16 protein-coding genes are annotated in these 15,878 nt (G+C 69.8%); 5 read left to right on the forward strand and 11 right to left on the reverse strand.

The window, feature by feature from the left end:
• Positions 1-309: 309 nt before the first annotated feature.
• Both AC1RU4_RS02710 and AC1RU4_RS02715 read left to right on the forward strand, forming a co-directional pair.
• Complete coding sequence (locus AC1RU4_RS02710) at positions 310-1,587, forward strand: flavin monoamine oxidase family protein (RefSeq protein WP_492889477.1); 1,278 nt, start codon at positions 310-312, stop codon at positions 1,585-1,587.
• Positions 1,584-2,099 carry a dihydrofolate reductase gene (locus tag AC1RU4_RS02715; RefSeq protein ID WP_492889478.1) on the forward strand — a complete coding sequence of 172 codons (516 nt, stop codon included), beginning with the start codon at positions 1,584-1,586 and terminating at the stop codon, positions 2,097-2,099. Before AC1RU4_RS02710 ends, AC1RU4_RS02715 begins: the two co-directional genes overlap by 4 nt.
• A gap of 24 nt (positions 2,100-2,123) precedes the next feature.
• On the opposite strand, the gene AC1RU4_RS02720 is transcribed toward AC1RU4_RS02715, so the two are convergent.
• The 6 genes from AC1RU4_RS02720 to ispH form a co-directional block, all read right to left on the reverse strand.
• A complete protein-coding gene (locus tag AC1RU4_RS02720) occupies positions 2,124-2,843 on the reverse strand; it encodes a tetratricopeptide repeat protein (protein WP_492889479.1) in 720 nt (239 codons plus the stop codon).
• A gap of 98 nt (positions 2,844-2,941) precedes the next feature.
• Complete coding sequence (gene ykgO / locus AC1RU4_RS02725) at positions 2,942-3,067, reverse strand: type B 50S ribosomal protein L36 (RefSeq protein WP_013167868.1); 126 nt, start codon at positions 3,065-3,067, stop codon at positions 2,942-2,944.
• A gap of 109 nt (positions 3,068-3,176) precedes the next feature.
• Positions 3,177-3,602 (reverse strand): DUF4260 domain-containing protein, encoded by a 426-nt coding sequence (locus AC1RU4_RS02730; protein WP_492889480.1) that lies wholly within the window; start codon positions 3,600-3,602, stop codon positions 3,177-3,179.
• 26 nt (positions 3,603-3,628) lie between these two features.
• Positions 3,629-4,123 carry a ribonuclease HI gene (rnhA, locus tag AC1RU4_RS02735; RefSeq protein WP_492889481.1) on the reverse strand — a complete coding sequence of 165 codons (495 nt, stop codon included), beginning with the start codon at positions 4,121-4,123 and terminating at the stop codon, positions 3,629-3,631.
• Positions 4,120-5,088 carry a homoserine kinase gene (locus AC1RU4_RS02740; RefSeq protein ID WP_492889482.1) on the reverse strand — a complete coding sequence of 323 codons (969 nt, stop codon included), beginning with the start codon at positions 5,086-5,088 and terminating at the stop codon, positions 4,120-4,122. Before AC1RU4_RS02740 ends, rnhA begins: the two co-directional genes overlap by 4 nt.
• 53 nt (positions 5,089-5,141) lie before the next feature.
• Positions 5,142-6,125 carry a 4-hydroxy-3-methylbut-2-enyl diphosphate reductase gene (ispH, locus tag AC1RU4_RS02745; RefSeq protein ID WP_492889483.1) on the reverse strand — a complete coding sequence of 328 codons (984 nt, stop codon included), beginning with the start codon at positions 6,123-6,125 and terminating at the stop codon, positions 5,142-5,144.
• A 320-nt stretch (positions 6,126-6,445) separates the two neighbouring features.
• Here ispH and AC1RU4_RS02750 point away from each other — a divergent pair, with 320 nt between their 5' ends.
• Positions 6,446-7,150 (forward strand): DUF1013 domain-containing protein, encoded by a 705-nt coding sequence (locus AC1RU4_RS02750; protein WP_492889484.1) that lies wholly within the window; start codon positions 6,446-6,448, stop codon positions 7,148-7,150.
• A gap of 117 nt (positions 7,151-7,267) precedes the next feature.
• On the opposite strand, the gene AC1RU4_RS02755 is transcribed toward AC1RU4_RS02750, so the two are convergent.
• Together AC1RU4_RS02755 and AC1RU4_RS02760 are read right to left on the reverse strand one after the other, a co-directional pair.
• Positions 7,268-9,229 carry a propionyl-CoA synthetase gene (locus AC1RU4_RS02755; RefSeq protein ID WP_492889485.1) on the reverse strand — a complete coding sequence of 654 codons (1,962 nt, stop codon included), beginning with the start codon at positions 9,227-9,229 and terminating at the stop codon, positions 7,268-7,270.
• 295 nt (positions 9,230-9,524) lie between these two features.
• Entirely contained in the window at positions 9,525-9,710 is a 186-nt protein-coding gene (locus AC1RU4_RS02760) for a YdcH family protein (RefSeq protein ID WP_492889486.1), read from the reverse strand.
• Between the two features lie 226 nt (positions 9,711-9,936).
• Between AC1RU4_RS02760 and AC1RU4_RS02765 the strand changes: the two genes are divergently transcribed.
• Positions 9,937-10,143, forward strand: a complete 207-nt coding sequence (locus AC1RU4_RS02765) for a YdcH family protein (protein ID WP_492889760.1) — start codon at positions 9,937-9,939, stop codon at positions 10,141-10,143.
• A gap of 122 nt (positions 10,144-10,265) precedes the next feature.
• Here the strand turns inward: AC1RU4_RS02765 and AC1RU4_RS02770 are convergent, their stop codons facing one another.
• Together AC1RU4_RS02770 and AC1RU4_RS02775 are read right to left on the reverse strand one after the other, a co-directional pair.
• Positions 10,266-10,751: a peroxiredoxin gene (locus tag AC1RU4_RS02770; protein ID WP_492889487.1), complete on the reverse strand. Its 486-nt coding sequence runs from the start codon at positions 10,749-10,751 to the stop codon at positions 10,266-10,268.
• A gap of 115 nt (positions 10,752-10,866) precedes the next feature.
• The gene (locus tag AC1RU4_RS02775) at positions 10,867-11,742 is read right to left on the reverse strand and encodes a protein-disulfide reductase DsbD domain-containing protein (RefSeq protein WP_492889488.1); all 876 of its coding nucleotides are present in this window, start codon (positions 11,740-11,742) and stop codon (positions 10,867-10,869) included.
• Between the two features lie 135 nt (positions 11,743-11,877).
• On the opposite strand from AC1RU4_RS02775, the gene AC1RU4_RS02780 reads away from it, so the two are divergent.
• Positions 11,878-12,510: a YqgE/AlgH family protein gene (locus tag AC1RU4_RS02780; protein ID WP_492889489.1), complete on the forward strand. Its 633-nt coding sequence runs from the start codon at positions 11,878-11,880 to the stop codon at positions 12,508-12,510.
• Positions 12,511-12,630: 120 nt separating this feature from the next.
• On the opposite strand, the gene AC1RU4_RS02785 is transcribed toward AC1RU4_RS02780, so the two are convergent.
• Positions 12,631-15,774, reverse strand: a complete 3,144-nt coding sequence (locus AC1RU4_RS02785) for an EAL domain-containing protein (protein WP_492889761.1) — start codon at positions 15,772-15,774, stop codon at positions 12,631-12,633.
• Between the last annotated feature and the right edge of the window lie 104 nt (positions 15,775-15,878).

The raw sequence follows: 15,878 nt of genomic DNA on the forward strand, positions 1-15,878 counted from the left end.
GGCCGGACGCGGGCAAATCGGACGCGGGCAAGGCCGATGCCGGCAATGGCGGTGCCAGCAAGACGGAGGCGGTGAAGCCGGCCGCGCCGAAGGCGAAGCCCTCCGAATCCGATCCGCCGAAAGCCGAGCCTGCCAAGGCCGACACGACGAAGCCGGATACGGCGAAACCCGATGCGCCGAAGCCCGATGCGCAAAAAGGCGAGGCCAAGGAGGGCGGGGCGCAGGTCGTTCGGCTGGATTCCTTCCGCAAGAAATAGGCTGGTGGGCAAACCTCCCGCTGCACGCCACCCGATTCGGAGCGGCCGTTTCATGAGCCAGGATGTCGACGTCGTGGTCGTCGGGGCCGGTGCCGCCGGCCTCGCGGCCGGTGCGCGCCTCCATGCGGCCGGCGTACGGGTGCGGGTGCTGGAAGCCGCCGCCCGCACCGGCGGGCGCGCCCATACCGATACCGCGACCTTCGGCATTGCCTGGGACCGGGGTTGCCACTGGCTGCATTCGGCATCGGTGAACCCGCTGCGCGCCGCCGCCGACGAGCTCGGCTTCGCCTACCTCAATCGGGGCTCGCGGCAGGCGCGGGCGACCCATCTCGGCGATCACTGGGCCGACGAGGCGGAGCGCGGGGAGGTCTGGCGCGCCATTGACGGCACCTTCGCCGCGGTGAAGGCGGCGGGCGATGCCGGCCGCGACATCCCGGCGAGCGACTGCCTCGATACCGCGAGCCGCTGGCTGCGGCTCTCGCGCCATTGGCTGACCCTGATGTCGGCGGCCGAGCCGGAGCGGCTCTCCACGCTCGACTATGCCGCCTATACCGACACGGCGGAGAACTGCCCGGTCGAGGCCGGCTATGGCGCGCTGGTGCAGGCGGTGGCGGCGCGCGCCGCGCCCGCGCTCGACATCGTCACTTCCTGCCCGGTGCAGGCGGTGGACTGGTCCGGCACCGGCGTGTCGGTGACGACGCCGCGCGGGACCATCGCCGCGCGTTTCGCCATCCTCGCGGTGCCGACCAGCGTGATGGCCAGGGGCGCCATCCGCTTCGATCCCGGCCTGCCGCCGGCGCTGGAGGAGGCTTTCGCCGCCCTGCCGCTCGGCGCGGCAGAGAAGGTGGCCCTGCTGTTCGACCGCGACGTGTTCGGCCTGCCGCCGACCAGCTATTGCGACACGCTCGACCTGCGTGACCCCATGCGAAAGCCGGTCAATTTCACGCTGAACCCGTTCGGCGCGCCGATGGCGATCGGCCAACTCGGCGGCGCCAATGCGGCCGATCTGGTCGCCGCCGGCCCGCAGGCGATGGTGGATTTCGCGCTTGCCGCGCTGGTCGACGCCTTCGGCGCCGATATTCGCGCCCGCGTCAAAGCCACGGCGACGACCGGCTGGGTCGCCGACCCGCTGATCGGCGGCGCCTATAGCTGCGCGCTGCCGGGCCTTGCGCATCTGCGCGCCCGGCTGTCGACGAGCCTCGGCGAGCGGATTCTGTTCGCCGGAGAGGCGGTCTCGACGCATGCCTATTCGACGGCGCATGGCGCCCATCTCACCGGCCTCGCCGCCGCCGACCAGGTGCTGGCGCGGCTCCGCGGGGTGGCGGCGTGAGTGTCGACCTGGTGGTGATCGCGGCGGTGGCGACCAATGGGGTGATCGGGCGCGGCGACGAACTGCCCTGGCGGATTTCCGGCGATCTCAAGCGCTTCCGCGCCATCACCATGGGCAAGCCGATCCTTATGGGGCGGCGCACCTTCGATTCCATCGGCAGGCCGCTGCCGGGCCGCACCAGCATCGTGGTGAGCCGCGACACCGCCTTCCTGCCCGCCTCCGACGCGGTGCGGGTGGTGCCCTCGCTCGACGCGGCGCTGGCCATGGGCGCGCGCGAGGCGGAGCGGATGGGGGTGGACGAGATGGCGGTGATCGGCGGGGCGCAGATCTATGCGCAGGCGCTGCCGCTCGCCGCGCGGCTACGGCTGACCGAAGTGCATGGCGAGCCGTTCGGCGACGTGCATTTCCCGGCCTTCGATGCGGCGGAATGGCGGGAGATCGGCCGCGAAGGCCCGTTCCAGACCGAGAAGGACGAGTTCCCGTTCAGCTTCGTCGACTACGAGCGGGTCTGAAGGGGCGCCGCCAGATCGACGCCGTCAGATCGGCCGGCCCTCGACGGAGAGCGTCAGCGTCTTCTCCATCTCCCCGGCCGCCTCGAATTGCGGGTAGATGTCGTGTGCATGGCGCACCGCCGCCAGCGCGCTCTTCTCGTCGCCGAGCTCCTTGCAGATCAGCGCGATGCCCATCCATGCCGCGTAGTGGCGCGGCTCGCGGGCGACCACCTGCTGCAGGTCGCGCAGCGAATCCTCGTAGTCCTGATTGAGATAGAACACCGTCGCGCGCCGGTTCCAGGCGTCGAGATGATCCGGCGCCACCGCGAGCACGCCGTCGAGCAGCTGGATGGCGAGGTCGAAATCCTTGGCCTGCGTGGCCTGCGCGGCGCGGCTCATCAGCAGGTCGGCGGTCTCGCTGCCGGAGGGGGTCAGCGCGATGTCGATGCGGTCGGCGATGCTCTTGGCCGCGTCGGCGCTCGGCGCCGCCTTCAGCGCCGCGAACAGCGCGTCGAGCCGCTTGGCGCGGTCGGGCTCGGAAGCCTCGGCCGCTTTGGGCTCGGCGGTTTTGGCATCCGCAGGCTTGGCATCCGCGGCCTTGGGAACCGCCGGTTGAGCGGGCGCCGGCTGAACAGGCGCCGCTTGGGCGGGTGCCGGCTGGGCCCTGGCAGCGGGAGCGCCCTGCGGCACGCGGTCGGGCGCGGTCTCGGCATGAGCCGGGAGCGGCAGCAGCGTCAGGACGAGAACAGCAAAAAAGGCGCGCATGCCCCGAGTTTCGGGAAACATGGCGCCTTCGTCAATCGCCGAGCGTGCGGCGCCGCGAAAACGTGATCGCGGCGCGCGGGAGCGGAGGCCGCCCCTTCTCAGCCCTGGCGGGCCTTGAAGCGCTTCTGGGTCTTGTTGATGATGTAGACGCGGCCCTTGCGGCGAACCAGGCGGTTGTCGCGGTGACGGCCGAGCAGCGACTTGAGCGAATTACGGATCTTCATGACACGAACCTTGGATAGTTGAGAGCCCGCGCAAAGGGATCCCCACGAGAGAACCCGCTCCGCCAGCTGAAATCGAGGCCCGGCTGATAGCGGAGGGGTGGGGGCCTTGTCAATCCGCGCCGGGCCCGCGATCCCCATCCGCCGGCGCTTTTCCGATCCGCCCGAGATGGGTGAGGCCGAATCCGCCGGCATATTTCAGCCCGTAGCCGAGCGCGCGGTCGACGCCGACATGGGCGAGCCAGATCAGCCCGAGGCCGACCGCCGGCGGGGCTTCGAGCCACCAGCCGGCGGCGGAGAGCACGGCGGGGCCGAGATAGCTGTGGCCGATATTGTAGAGCACGGCGCCCGTGTGCGGGCCGCGGAGATAGCCGAGCATGGTGAGGTCGGGCGCCAGGATCAGAAGCGCGAACAGGCTCCAGTCGCCGCCGGTTTCCCGATAGGCGACGAGGGCGGCGATGAACATTGCCAGCCCTTCGAGCCGCAGGACGAGGCGCGGGACGCCCGTCGCCGCTCCGCCTGCCGATGTGCCCATCATCCCTCGACCTCTCCAACCGGCGCGGCCTAGCGCGTCTTGTACGGCGCCATGCCGGCGCGGGCGAGCTCGTCGGCGCGCTCGTTCATCTCGTCGCCGGCATGGCCCTTGACCCAGTGCCAGCGGATCTCGTGGCGCTCGATGGCGGCCTCCAGCCGCTCCCACAGGTCGACATTCTTCACCGGCTTCCTGTCGGCGGTGCGCCAGCCGTTGCGCTTCCAGCCGGCGATCCATTTGGTGATGCCGTTGCGCATGTATTCGCTGTCGGTGTGCAGGTCGACGGTGCAGGGACGCTTGAGCGCCTCCAGCGCCGAGATCGCCGCCATCAGCTCCATGCGGTTATTGGTGGTGGGCGTCTCGCCGCCGGAGAGCTCGCGCGCGTGATCGCCGTAGCGCAGGATGGCGCCCCAGCCGCCGGGGCCGGGATTGCCGGAGCAGGCGCCGTCGGTCCACACCGCGACGGTGTTGGCGGGCTGGGTCTGCTCGTCGGCGAAGATGCGGGCGGTGCCGGGCGCGGTCTTCACGCGACGATCCCGTAATCGCGGGCGCTGTGGGCGAAGCGGTGGAAGCGCAGCTTGCGCAGATATTCCAACGGGTCGTGCGGGCGCACCAGCGCGCCGGGCGGCACGTTCAGCCAGTCGACCAGCCGCGTCAGCAGGAAGCGCAGCGCGCCGCCGCGGCACAGCATCGGCAGCGCCTCGATCTCCTCCACCGTCAACGGACGCACCGCCTGGTAAGCGGCGAGCAGCGCCCGGCCCTTGGTCTGATTATAGGCGCCGTCCTGCTCGAAGCACCAGGCGTTGAGGCAGATGGCGATGTCATAGGCGAGCAGGTCGTTGCAGGCGAAATAGAAGTCGATCAGCCCGGAAAGCGCGTCGTCGGTGAAGAACACGTTGTCGGGGAAGAGATCCGCATGGATCACCCCGGCGGGCAGGTCCTTCGGCCAGCCGGCCTCCAGCACGGCGAGCTCGTCGGCGATCAGCGCCGACAGCCCGTGGGCCACGGTGTCGGCGCGCGCCGATGCCTGGTCGTAGAGCGGCCGCCAGCCGGCGACGGAGAGCGCGTTCACGCGGGAAAACGCGGTGAAGTCGGCGCCCGCCTTGTGCAGCCCGGCGAGCGCGGTGCCGAGCGCGGCGCAATGGGCGGCGCTGGGCCGGCGCACCGAGGTGCCGAGCAGGAAGGTGGCGATCAGCGCCGGCCGGCCGGCGAGCCTGCCGAGCGCCTCGCCGGCGCGGTTCGCCACCGGGAGCGGGCAGTCGATGCCGCGGCCGGCGAGGTGCTGCATCAGCCCAACGAAGAAGGGCAGATCGGCCGGGTTCACCCGCTTCTCGTAGAGCGTGAGGATGTAGCTGCCGGCCTCGGTCTGGAGCAGGAAGTTGGAGTTCTCCACCCCCTCGGCAATGCCCTTGAAGGCGCGCAGCCGGCCGAGATCATAGGTCGAGAGGAAGGCTTCGAGCTCTTCCGGCGAGACGTCGGTATAGACGGCCATTGTGTGGGCGGACCTTCGGGGGCGGATCTTGAGGGAGCTGTGTTGGGGGGCCGCTATTCGGCGGCATCGGGCCGCAGCTGGCGGGGCAGGGGGAAGAACACGTCCTCCTGCACCGTATGCACGGTCTCCACCTTTACCGTGAAGCGCTCGGCGAAGGCGTCGATGATCTCCTCCACCAGCACTTCCGGCGCCGAGGCGCCCGCCGTCACCGCCAGCGAGGAAATGGTGCCGAAGCGGTCCCAGTCGATCTCGCCGGCCCGCTGCACCAGCACGGCGATGCGGCAGCCGGCGCGCTCGGCGGCCTCGCGCAGGCGCTGCGAATTGGAGGAGTTCGGCGCGCCGACCACGATCATCGCGTCGACATCGGGCGCCACCTTCTTCACCGCCTCCTGGCGGTTGGTGGTGGCGTAGCAGATGTCTTCCTTGTGCGGCGCGACCATGGACGGGAAGCGGGCGCGCAATATGTCGACGATCTCGGCTGTGTCGTCGATGGAGAGCGTGGTCTGGGTGGTGAAGGCGAGATTGTCCGGGTCGCGCGGGGTGAAGACGCGCGCCTGCTCGGCGGTCTCCACCAGCGTCACCGCGCCCTCGGGCAGCTGGCCCATGGTGCCGATCACTTCCGGGTGGCCGGCATGGCCGATCAGCACCACCTCGCGGCCCCGCTTGTGGTGCACCGTCGCCTCGCGATGCACCTTGGTCACCAGCGGGCAGGTGGCGTCGATGGCGTAGAAATTGCGCGACGCCGCGTCCTGCGGCACCGACTTGGCGACGCCGTGGGCGGAGAAGATCACCGGCGCGGCGGTGCCGGCGGGGATCTCGGCGAGTTCCTCGACGAAGATGGCGCCCTTCGCCTTCAGCCCCTCGACCACATATTTGTTATGCACGATCTCGTGGCGCACATAGACCGGCGGACCGTACAGCGCCAGCGCCTGCTCGACGGCGTCGATGGCCCGCACCACGCCGGCGCAGAAGCCGCGCGGGGCGCAGAGCAGCACGCGCAGCGGACGCTTCTCGGCAGGCGGGTCGGTAACGCTCATCGCGGGTTCCGTTGCAGGGTCGCCGCGCCCTTGCGAGGCGGCCGGCGCGGCATGCACAAAAAATGTGACGTCCAAGGGAAAGTTGCAATTCGCCTCCACCTCATTGGGTGGAGCGGCCGATGCTGTCAAGCCGGCGTCCGGCCGCCATCGGCGTCTCGCGCCTTCTCAATTGCCTTAGGCGCGGGCTCGGCCTATATTGCACGCATCCCGGTCATCGCGAGACGGTCCGAGGCTCCGCCCCCCAAGGGGTGGCGGAGCGCGCGGGACTACGCATGTTCTACGTTCGTTTGCCGAACGCCATTTCACTGGAGACGCGCCCCATGGCGAACGCCCCTCTTATGCCGAAGGCCACCGCGGTGTGGCTGGTGGAAAACACCGCTCTGACGTTCGATCAGATCGCCGATTTCTGCAAGCTGCACGTCCTCGAAGTGAAGGGCATCGCCGACGGCGAAGTGGCGCAGGGCATCAAGGGCATGGACCCGGTCTCCAACGGCCAGCTGTCGCGCGAGGAGATCGCCCGCGCCGAGGCCAACCCGAACTACCGGCTGAAGCTGCTCGAATCCAAGGTGCGCCTGCCCGAGCCCAAGCGCCGGCGCGGCCCGCGCTACACCCCGGTGTCCAAGCGCCAGGACCGGCCGAACGCCATCCTCTGGCTGCTGCGCAACCATGCGGAGCTGAAGGACAGCCAGATCATGCGGCTGGTCGGCACCACCAAGCACACCATCGAGTCGATCAAGGAGCGCACCCACTGGAATGCGCAGAACCTGACGCCGATGGACCCGGTGACGCTCGGCCTGTGCTCGCAGATCGATCTCGACATCGAGGTGCAGCGCTCCTCCAAGGATCGTCCGGCGGCGGTCTCCGGCGAGGGTGCGACCCTGCTGCCGGCCGAGGTCACCACCTCGCATGCGCCGCATGACGAGGGCTTCACCGTGCCGCGCAAGCCGAAGGAGGATTCGCTCGACCTCGAGACCGTGTTCGCCAAGCTCGGCGGTTCGCGCAAGACCGAAGTCGACGACAACTGACCGGAGCCGAGGACCACCGATCGCCGATCGGGTCCGGTCCGGCATGAGACAAGGGGCGCCGAGGCGCCCCTTTGCTTTTGCATGACGCGGCGAGGCGGCCGGGCGCCGTCGGGGGAGCTACGCCGCCGTCGATTTGACGTGGCCGCGCTCCTTCAGCACCGCGGCGATCTCGTCCAGCACCACCGGGTCGTCGATGGTCGCCGGCAGGTTCCACGGCTCGGCATCGGCGATCTTCTTCATGGTGCCGCGCAGGATCTTGCCGGAGCGGGTCTTGGGCAGCCGCGCCACGGTGATGGCGATGCGGAACGCCGCCACCGGGCCGATGCGCTCGCGCACCAGCGCGACGATCTCGCCCTCGATCACCGTCGGCGGCCGTTCCACCCCGGATTTCAGCACCACGAAGCCGCAGGGCACCTCGCCCTTCAGTTCGTCATGCATGCCGATCACCGCGCATTCGGCGACGTCGGGATGCGAGGCCAGCACCTCCTCCATGCCGCCGGTGGAGAGCCGGTGGCCGGCGACGTTGATGATGTCGTCGGTGCGGCCCATGATGAACAGGCCGCCATCGGTGTCGCGGAAGCCGGCATCGGCGGTCTTGTAATAGCCGGGGAATTCCGAGAGGTAGCTCTCGGCGAAGCGCGCGTCCTGCTTCCACAGCGTCGGCAGGCAGCCGGGCGGCAGCGGCAGCTTGATGGCGATCGAGCCCATCTTGCCGTCGGCAACCGGATGCCCGCCCTCGTCGAGGATGTCGATCCGGTAGCCGGGCATCGGCACGCCGGTGGAGCCGGGCTTCACCGGCAGCAGGCCGAGGCCCGCCGGGTTGCCGGCGATCGCCCAGCCGGTCTCGGTCTGCCACCAATGGTCGACCACCGGCACGCCGAGCTTCTCGCCCGCCCACAGCACGGTGTCCGGGTCGGCGCGCTCGCCGGCGAGGAACAGCGTGCGCAGGCTCGACAGGTCGTAATCGCCGATCAGCCTGCCGGCCGGGTCTTCCTTCTTGATGGCGCGCAGCGCGGTCGGCGCGGTGAACAGCGCCACGACCTTGTACTCCTCGATCACCCGCCAGAAGGCGCCGGCATCCGGGGTGCCGACCGGCTTGCCCTCGTAGAGCACGGTGGTGCAGCCGGTGATCAGCGGCGCGTAGACGATGTAGGAGTGGCCGACCACCCAGCCGATATCGGAGGCCGACCAGAACACCTCGCCCGGCTCGACGCCGTAGAGCCCCTGCATCGACCAGCGCAGAGCCACCATGTAGCCGCCGGTGTCGCGCACCACGCCCTTGGGCTTTCCGGTGGTGCCGGAAGTGTAGAGGATGTAGAGCGGGTCGGTGGCGCCCATCGGCGTGCAGTCGACGCCGCGCCCGCCGGCGGCGGCGGCCTCGCGCAGCCTTGCCCAGTCGTGGTCGCGGCCGGCCAGCAGCTTGGCCTCCATCTGCGGCCGCTGGAGGATGACGCAGGCATTCGGCTTGTGGTTCGCCATGGTGAGGGCGAGGTCGAGCAGCGGCTTGTAGGAGACGATGCGGCTCGGCTCGATGCCGCAGGAGGCCGACAGCACCACTTTCGGCCGGGCGTCGTCGATGCGGCTCGCCAGCTCCGCCGCCGCGAAGCCGCCGAACACCACCGAATGGATGGCGCCGATGCGGGCGCAGGCCAGCATGGCGATCACCGCCTCCGGGACCATCGGCATGTAGATGACGACGCGGTCGCCCTTCTCGACGCCGAGATCGCGCAGCATCGCCCCGAGGGTGCGGGTCTCCGCCAGCATCTCGGCATAGGTGACGGTGCGGCGGGCGCCGGCCACCGGGCTGTCATAGAAGATCGCCGGCTGCGGCCCGCGTCCGGCATCGACATGCCGGTCCACCGCATTGTGGCAGACATTGGTGAGCCCGCCGACGAACCAGCGGCCATAGGCGCCGAGATCGGGATCGAAGACCTGGCGCGCCGGGGCGATCCACTCGATCGCCCTGGCGGCATCGCGCCAGAAACGCTCGGGATCGTCCATCGAGGCGGCATAGGCGGCGCGGTAGCCGGACGCGGGTGCCGGGGCGGCGCCGTCGTCGGCAGAATGGGAAATGGTCATGCTCGGCGTCTCCCTGAATCCCGATTATTTTTCTTCAAGGAAACCGGCAGCGCGCGCCGGTTGCAAGAACGCTCAAATGCGTACGACCTTGGTCGTGCTTCGTTCAGGCGCGGGCCGCTGCCAAACGCGAACCGCCGGCCCGAGGGCCGGCGGCGAAAGCGCTGAACCTTCAACGCGTCGAATCATGGAATCCCTCCGATCGGGCCTGGGGCCCGGTCAATGAGAAAATTCTGCAAATTCAAGTGGTTGGAGCATGTGCTCTTGGCAGAGGCCACACGGCTTCCGCAAATCATGCTCAGTGATACGTGTTCCCGACATCGGTCTTGAGTCGGGTGATCTCGTCCTTGAGGTGCAGCTTTCGCCGTTTGAGCTCGGCTATTCTCGTCTCGCTGGATGCCGGATGCGACATCTCGGCCTTGAGTTCCTTGTCGATCGCCTGATGGCGCCTTTCCAATTCCGCGACATGCGCCTGCATGGACATGGACTTTGATCTCCCTGTCTGGATTAGGAACGTCATCACTCTGTCATCGATGGGCGGTCGTGTCGACGAAACGATGCGCTGCAGCGCACCATCGTCGTGCAATGCGGGAGAGGGGGCCGGCGGGGCGCCCGGCATATTGCGGCGACGGGAAAGCCCGGCGATAATCGCGCGGCGCCCCGTATGCGGGCGATGGCGAGTCGGGTTGCGGGTCGGCGTTTTGGCAGAGATCACGACGGATGAGGAACGCGAGCTGAAGGCGCTCCTCGAGCGTCTGCGGCAGGAGCATCGAGATCTCGACACCGCGATCGAGGCGCTGCATTCCATTCCCGGCTGCGACCAGCTCCAGCTCGCCCGCCTCAAGAAGCGCAAGCTGTTGCTGAAGGACCGGATCGGCTTCGTCGAGGACCAGATCCTCCCCGACATCATCGCCTGAGCGAACCGGACCGCCGGCCGGCGTGATTCGCGGCGGAACATCCCCGGCGGCGTGCCGCGGGGGACAAGATTCGTGGCAGCCCGTTCCCCGGCGGCGTGCCGCCGGGGAACGGGAGCCCGCGATCAGAACTGCGTGAGCAGCACGTCGGCATTGGTGGTGTCGGCCTTGCTCGGCACCGGCTCGACATTGAGGATCAGCACCTCGCCGTCGTCGACCAGCATCGAATAGCGCTTGGAACGCAGGCCGAGCCCGGCGGCGGAGGCGTCGAAATCGAGGCCGACCGCCTTGGCGAAATCGCCATTGCCGTCGGAGAGGAACACGATCTTGCCGCCGGCATTGGAGGCCTTTTCCCAGGCTTCCATCACGAAGGGATCGTTCACCGCGGTCACCGCGATGGTGCTGACGCCCTTGGCGAACAGCTCGTCGGCGCGGGCGATGAAGCTCGGCAGGTGGTTCTTGTGGCAGGTCGGGGTGAAGGCGCCCGGCACGGCGAACAGCACGACCTTCTTGTTCTTGAAGATTTCCTCGGTGGACTTCGGTACCGGGCCGTCCGCGGTGGCGACGCGGAAGGTGGCGCTCGGCAGGGTATCGCCGACCTTGATCGTCATGATGCTTCCTTTCAACGGGCGTTTGGCAAAATATACGCGGTGCGCAGAGCCGTTCTTGTGCGGCTCCGGCGCGGCGCCGGTAGCATAATCGGTTCCCGTTCGACGGAAAGCGCTTTCATGGGGCGGAAAGTCGCGCCGTCACCTCCACCGCCCTGTCGCCGTCGACCAGGGTGAAGCGCAGCGGGCTGTCGGCGAGGTTCGCGCCTTTCGGCACGCCGTCCGCCGGCAGCACGAAGACGGTGCGCCCGTCGGTGCCGGCCACCGCGCGCTCGGGCAGCGGCAGCGCCCATTCCTCGTTCGGGCCCTCGACGAACAGGTCGCCTTCCGCCGCGTCGGCGAGGCGGGCGACCACCCGGATGCTGGCCTTGCCGCCGGCGGCCTCCAGCGTCGCCCGCTCCAGCGCCGGCGCGCCGGCCGCGCCGAGCGCGGCGAGGCGCGGCACCGCGCGCGCGGCCTCGACCAGCGCCGGCGATGTCGGGGCGGCGCCGGCGGCCGGGATGTCGAGCGAGACGGCGGCGCTCGCCGGCTGGCAGATGGTGCTGCACACCGCGAAATCGAGCGCGAGATTGAGCGTCACCGGCGCGCCGGCGTCGACCGGCACCACCCGCAGCGGCAGCAGCACGTCGTGCTTGTAGCCGATGGAGACCGCGCCGCCCTCGTCGAAGCGGGTCGGCGCCGGCCAGGCGACCTCGACCCGCTCGACATTGCGCGAGCCGCTCCAGTCGAAATGCGGCGGGATGCCGGCATCGCCGGGATAGCGCCAATAGGTCTTCCAGCCCGGCGCCAGCCGGATCTCGACCCCGGCGGCATGGGCGTCGCCGTCGCGCGCGCCGGCGAGCAGCCGCACCGCGGTGCCGTCCGGCGCCGACCACGGCGATTCGACGCCGGCGACGGCGCGCGGCGCACCGGCCGGCGCCAGCGCGCAGGCGGCGAGGAACAGGGCGGCGCGGCGGAAGGCGGGGCCGAAATCGGGGGCGCGGCAAAGGGTCATACCTTGCCGATAGCCCGCCGCGCGGCGCGCGAAAAGCCGGGCGGCCCGCACTTTCATGTGAGGGCGGGCGGCGGCGAAGGCTCGGATCGCTCGGCCGCACTTCAAAAAGCCGCCGACCGCGATTAGGCTTTCCGCATGTGGATCGGACAGAAGCAGAAGGACAGGGGCGGCTCCGACCGCCCAGCCGGCGCCAGCTTCCTCGACGGGCAGCTGCTGGTCGCCATGCCCGGCATGCGCGACGAGCGCTTCGCCCGCGCGGTGATCTACATGTGCGCCCATTCCCCGGAGGGGGCGATGGGCATCGTGGTCAACCAGCCGGCCAGCCATATCAGCTTCCGCGACCTGCTCGTCCAGCTCGACGTGGTGCCGGAGGAGGAGCGCATCCACCTGCCGCGCGGCGCCGGCGACGTCGCGGTGCTCAAGGGCGGGCCGGTGGAGACCGGGCGTGGCTTCGTGCTGCATTCCTCGGATTTCTTCATCCAGGATTCGACGCTGCCGATCGACAGCGGAATCTGCCTCACCGCGACGCTCGACATATTGAAGGCGATCGCCGCCGGCGGCGGGCCGGCCAGCGCGGTGCTGGCGCTCGGCTATGCCGGCTGGGCGCCGGGGCAGCTGGAGAACGAGATCCAGCAGAACGGCTGGATCAACTGCCCGGCCGATCCGACGCTGGTGTTCGGCGCCGACGCGGCGGGCAAATATGACCGGGCGCTGCGCCAGATCGGCATCGACCCCGGCATGCTCTCCTCCGACGCGGGCCACGCCTGAGCTTTCCAGCCGTCGCCGCTGGTGCCGTCGCCGCTCGTGCCGCGCCCAAGGCGGCGCGCGCCGATCCATGCCGTGATCGCGCCGCGTCGGGATGGCTTGAGCGTCGGGATGCCCTGCGCGTCAGGATGCCTTGGCCGGCGCCTCGCCTGGTGCCGGCCGGGCGAGGGGAGCCGGTGCCGCTGCCGGGCGGGCGGCGACCTTGCCGCCTGCCTCGCCATTGGTCGCCGGCCTGTCGCCAGAGGGCTTGTCGCCAGGAGGCTTGTCGGAGGTGGGCCTGTCGGCCGCCGGTTTGTCGGCCGCCGGCCTTTCAGGAGCTTTCCCGCCGCCGCCGCGGCGCAGCAGCCGGCCGCGCTCCAGCAGCGAGGCGGGCGCGGCTTCCGGCTGCAGCAGCCGGCGCGCCTCGTCGGCGCCGACCGTCTCGCCGAATAGCGGGCCCTGGCCGTAGCGGCAGCCGAGCTTGGCGAGCGCGGTGGCGGAGGGCTCGGATTCCACCCCTTCCGCCACGATCTCCATGCCGAGATCATGCGCCATGGTGACGATGGTGCGCAGGATCACCGGCCGCTGCGCCTTGTTGCCGTTGCGCCCCAGCGCCTTGACGAAGGTGCGGTCGACCTTGATCGTGTCGAAGGGGAAGCGCTGGAGATAGGCGAGCGAGGAATAGCCGGTGCCGAAATCGTCGAGCGTCAGCCCGGCGCCGAGCTCGCGCATGCGCATCAGGATCTGCGCCGCATATTCCGGGTTCTCCATGGCGAGCGATTCGGAGAGCTCCAGCTTGAGCGTGCCCGGCGCCACCACGTTGCGGGCGAGGATCGCCTTGAGGTCCTGCAGCAGGTCGTGGCGCAGCATCTGCCGCGAGGAAATGTCGACCGAGACGAAGATCGGCTCGCCGCGCATGTTGCGCTGCCAGGAGCCGAGCTGGCGGGCGGCGGCGTCGAGCGTGAACAGGCCGAGGTCGACGATCAGCCCGGTATCCTCGGCAAGGCTGAGGAAGTCGTCGGGGCCGAGCATGCCCAGCGTCGGGTGCTGCCAGCGCGTCACCGCCTCGAAGCCGGCGACGGCGCGGGTGGAGAGCTCGACGATCGGCCGGTAGACGACGTTGATCTCGTTGCGCTCCAGCGCGGTGCGCAGGTCCGCCTCCAGCGTCAGCCGGTCGAGCTTGTGGGTGCGCATCGAGGGCCGGAACACCTCGATTCGGTCGCCGCCGACGCGCTTGGCGAAATACATCGCCAGCTCGGCATCCTTCAGCATCTCCTCCGGCGTGCGCTTCTGGCCGTCGGCGAGCAGGAGGCCGATGGAGGCGGTGATGAAGATCTCGCGGTCGCCGAAGGTGATCGGCGCGCGCAGCGTGCGGCGCAGCGTGTCGGCGAAGGCGGTGATGCGCTCGGGGTCCTTCTCCGAGAGCAGGATCAGCGCGAAATGGTCGCCCCCGAGCCGCGCCAGCGTGTCCTGCTGCTTGGCGAGGCGCATCAGCCGCCGCGCCACGGTGAGCAGGATCGAATCGCCGGCCGGCATGCCGAGGCTGGCATTCACCTGCTTGAAGCGGTCGAGGTCGACCAGCATGATGGTCGGCTTCAGCGTCTCGTCGGCGCGGGCGAAGCCGATGGCGGAGGACAGCCGGTCGAGGAACAGCTCGCGGTTGGGCAGGCCGGTGAGGTTGTCATGCACCGCGTCGTGCAGCATCCGCTCCTCGGCGGTGCGGCTGTCGGTGACGTCGGAGAGCGTGCCGATGCAGCGCACCACTTCGCCGTCGGTGCCGACCACCGGCCGGGCGCGCAGGTTGAACCAGAGATAATGGCCGTCATGGGCGCGCAGGCGGAAATCCTGGTCGATGCGGCCGCGCCGCTGGTCGAGCAGCCCGTCCAGCGTGGCGCGGAAGCGGTCGCGGTCGCCGGGGTGGATGGTCTCCAGCCAGCCGGCGGCCTCGGTCTCCAGCGAGCCGGCCTTGAGGCCGAGCAGCTGTTCGGCTTCCGGGCTCACATGGATGCGGTCGGTGTCGACGTCCCAGTCCCACACGATATTGCCGGAGCCGGCGACGGCGAGGGCGCGGCGCTCCAGCTCCTGCGCGCTGCCGGCCACCGAGCCGATGCCGGCGAAGGCGTGCTGCATCACCGTGAAGCCGATCAGCATCACGATCAGCACCAGCCCGCCGAGCAGGGCGGGGGCGACGAGGTCGTTGCCGATCCGGCCCGATACCGCCAGCCCGGCGGTGATCACCCACACCATCAGCAGGAACAGCGTCGGGATGATCAGCACCGCGCGGTCGTAGCGATGCAGCGACAGCCACATCACCACCGCGAAGCCCATCACCGAGACCACCAGCAGCGAGGGCCGGGCGATGCCGGCCGCCGCCGAGGGATCGAGCAGCGCGAGCCCGACCAGGGCGACGAGGAACACCAGCCAGCCGGCGGTGATGTGGGCATAGCGCACATGCCAGCGGTTGAGGTTGAGATAGGCGAACAGGAACACCACCAGCGTGGCGGCGAGGATCGCCTCGCCGGCGGCGCGCCAGAATTGCTGGGCGATCGGCGAAATGCCGAACACCTTGCTCCAGAAGCCGAAATCGAGGCCGATATAGCCGAGCACCGCCCAGGCGAGCAGCGCGGCGGCCGGGAACATGGCGCTGCCCTTCACCACGAACAGGATGGTGAGGAACAAGGCGAGCAGGCCGGAAATGCCGATGACGATGCCGTTATAGAGGGTGAAGGAGTTGACCTTGTCCTTGAAGGCTTCCGGCTCCCACAGATGCAGCTGCGGCAGGTTGCCGTCGGTCAGCTCGGCGACCAGCGTCACCGTGGTGCCGGGGTCGAGCGTCACCAGATAGACGTCGGCGTCCGACGCATTCTGCATTTCCGGGCGAAAGCCCTGGCTCGGCGTGATGTTGACGATGCGCCGGTTGCCGAGGTCGGGCCAGAACACGCCGGAGCCGACCATGCGGTAATGCGGCGAGACGATCAGCCGGTCGACCTGCTCGTCGGTATTGTTGGCGAGCGCGAACACCGCCCATTTGCTGCCCTGCGGCGTCGGGGCGACGGCGCGCACCTCGAAGCGGCGCACGATGCCGTCGGCGCCGGGCACGGTGGAGACCGGGATGCTGCCGCCTTCGGTGTCGTGCCGCTCGATGGCCGGCGCGAGGTCGATCACCGGCGCGTCGAGCCGGATCGCCACCGCGTCGAGCGCGCGCGCCGTGCCGGGTGCCAGCGTCGCCGCCAGCACGAGCACGAGGAGCGTATGGAGCAGGACCTGCGGCAGCAGTCGGCGGGCAATGGCCAAAAACGGGCTCTCCTGAAGGCTGCGCACCGCGCCTGAGCACCGTGCGCCACGATGAGTAGCGGCGTGCGGTCGCCGGGGCAAGGCGCGGCGGGCGATCC

Source organism: Ancylobacter sp. GW821-FHT10E12 (assembly GCF_058809335.1).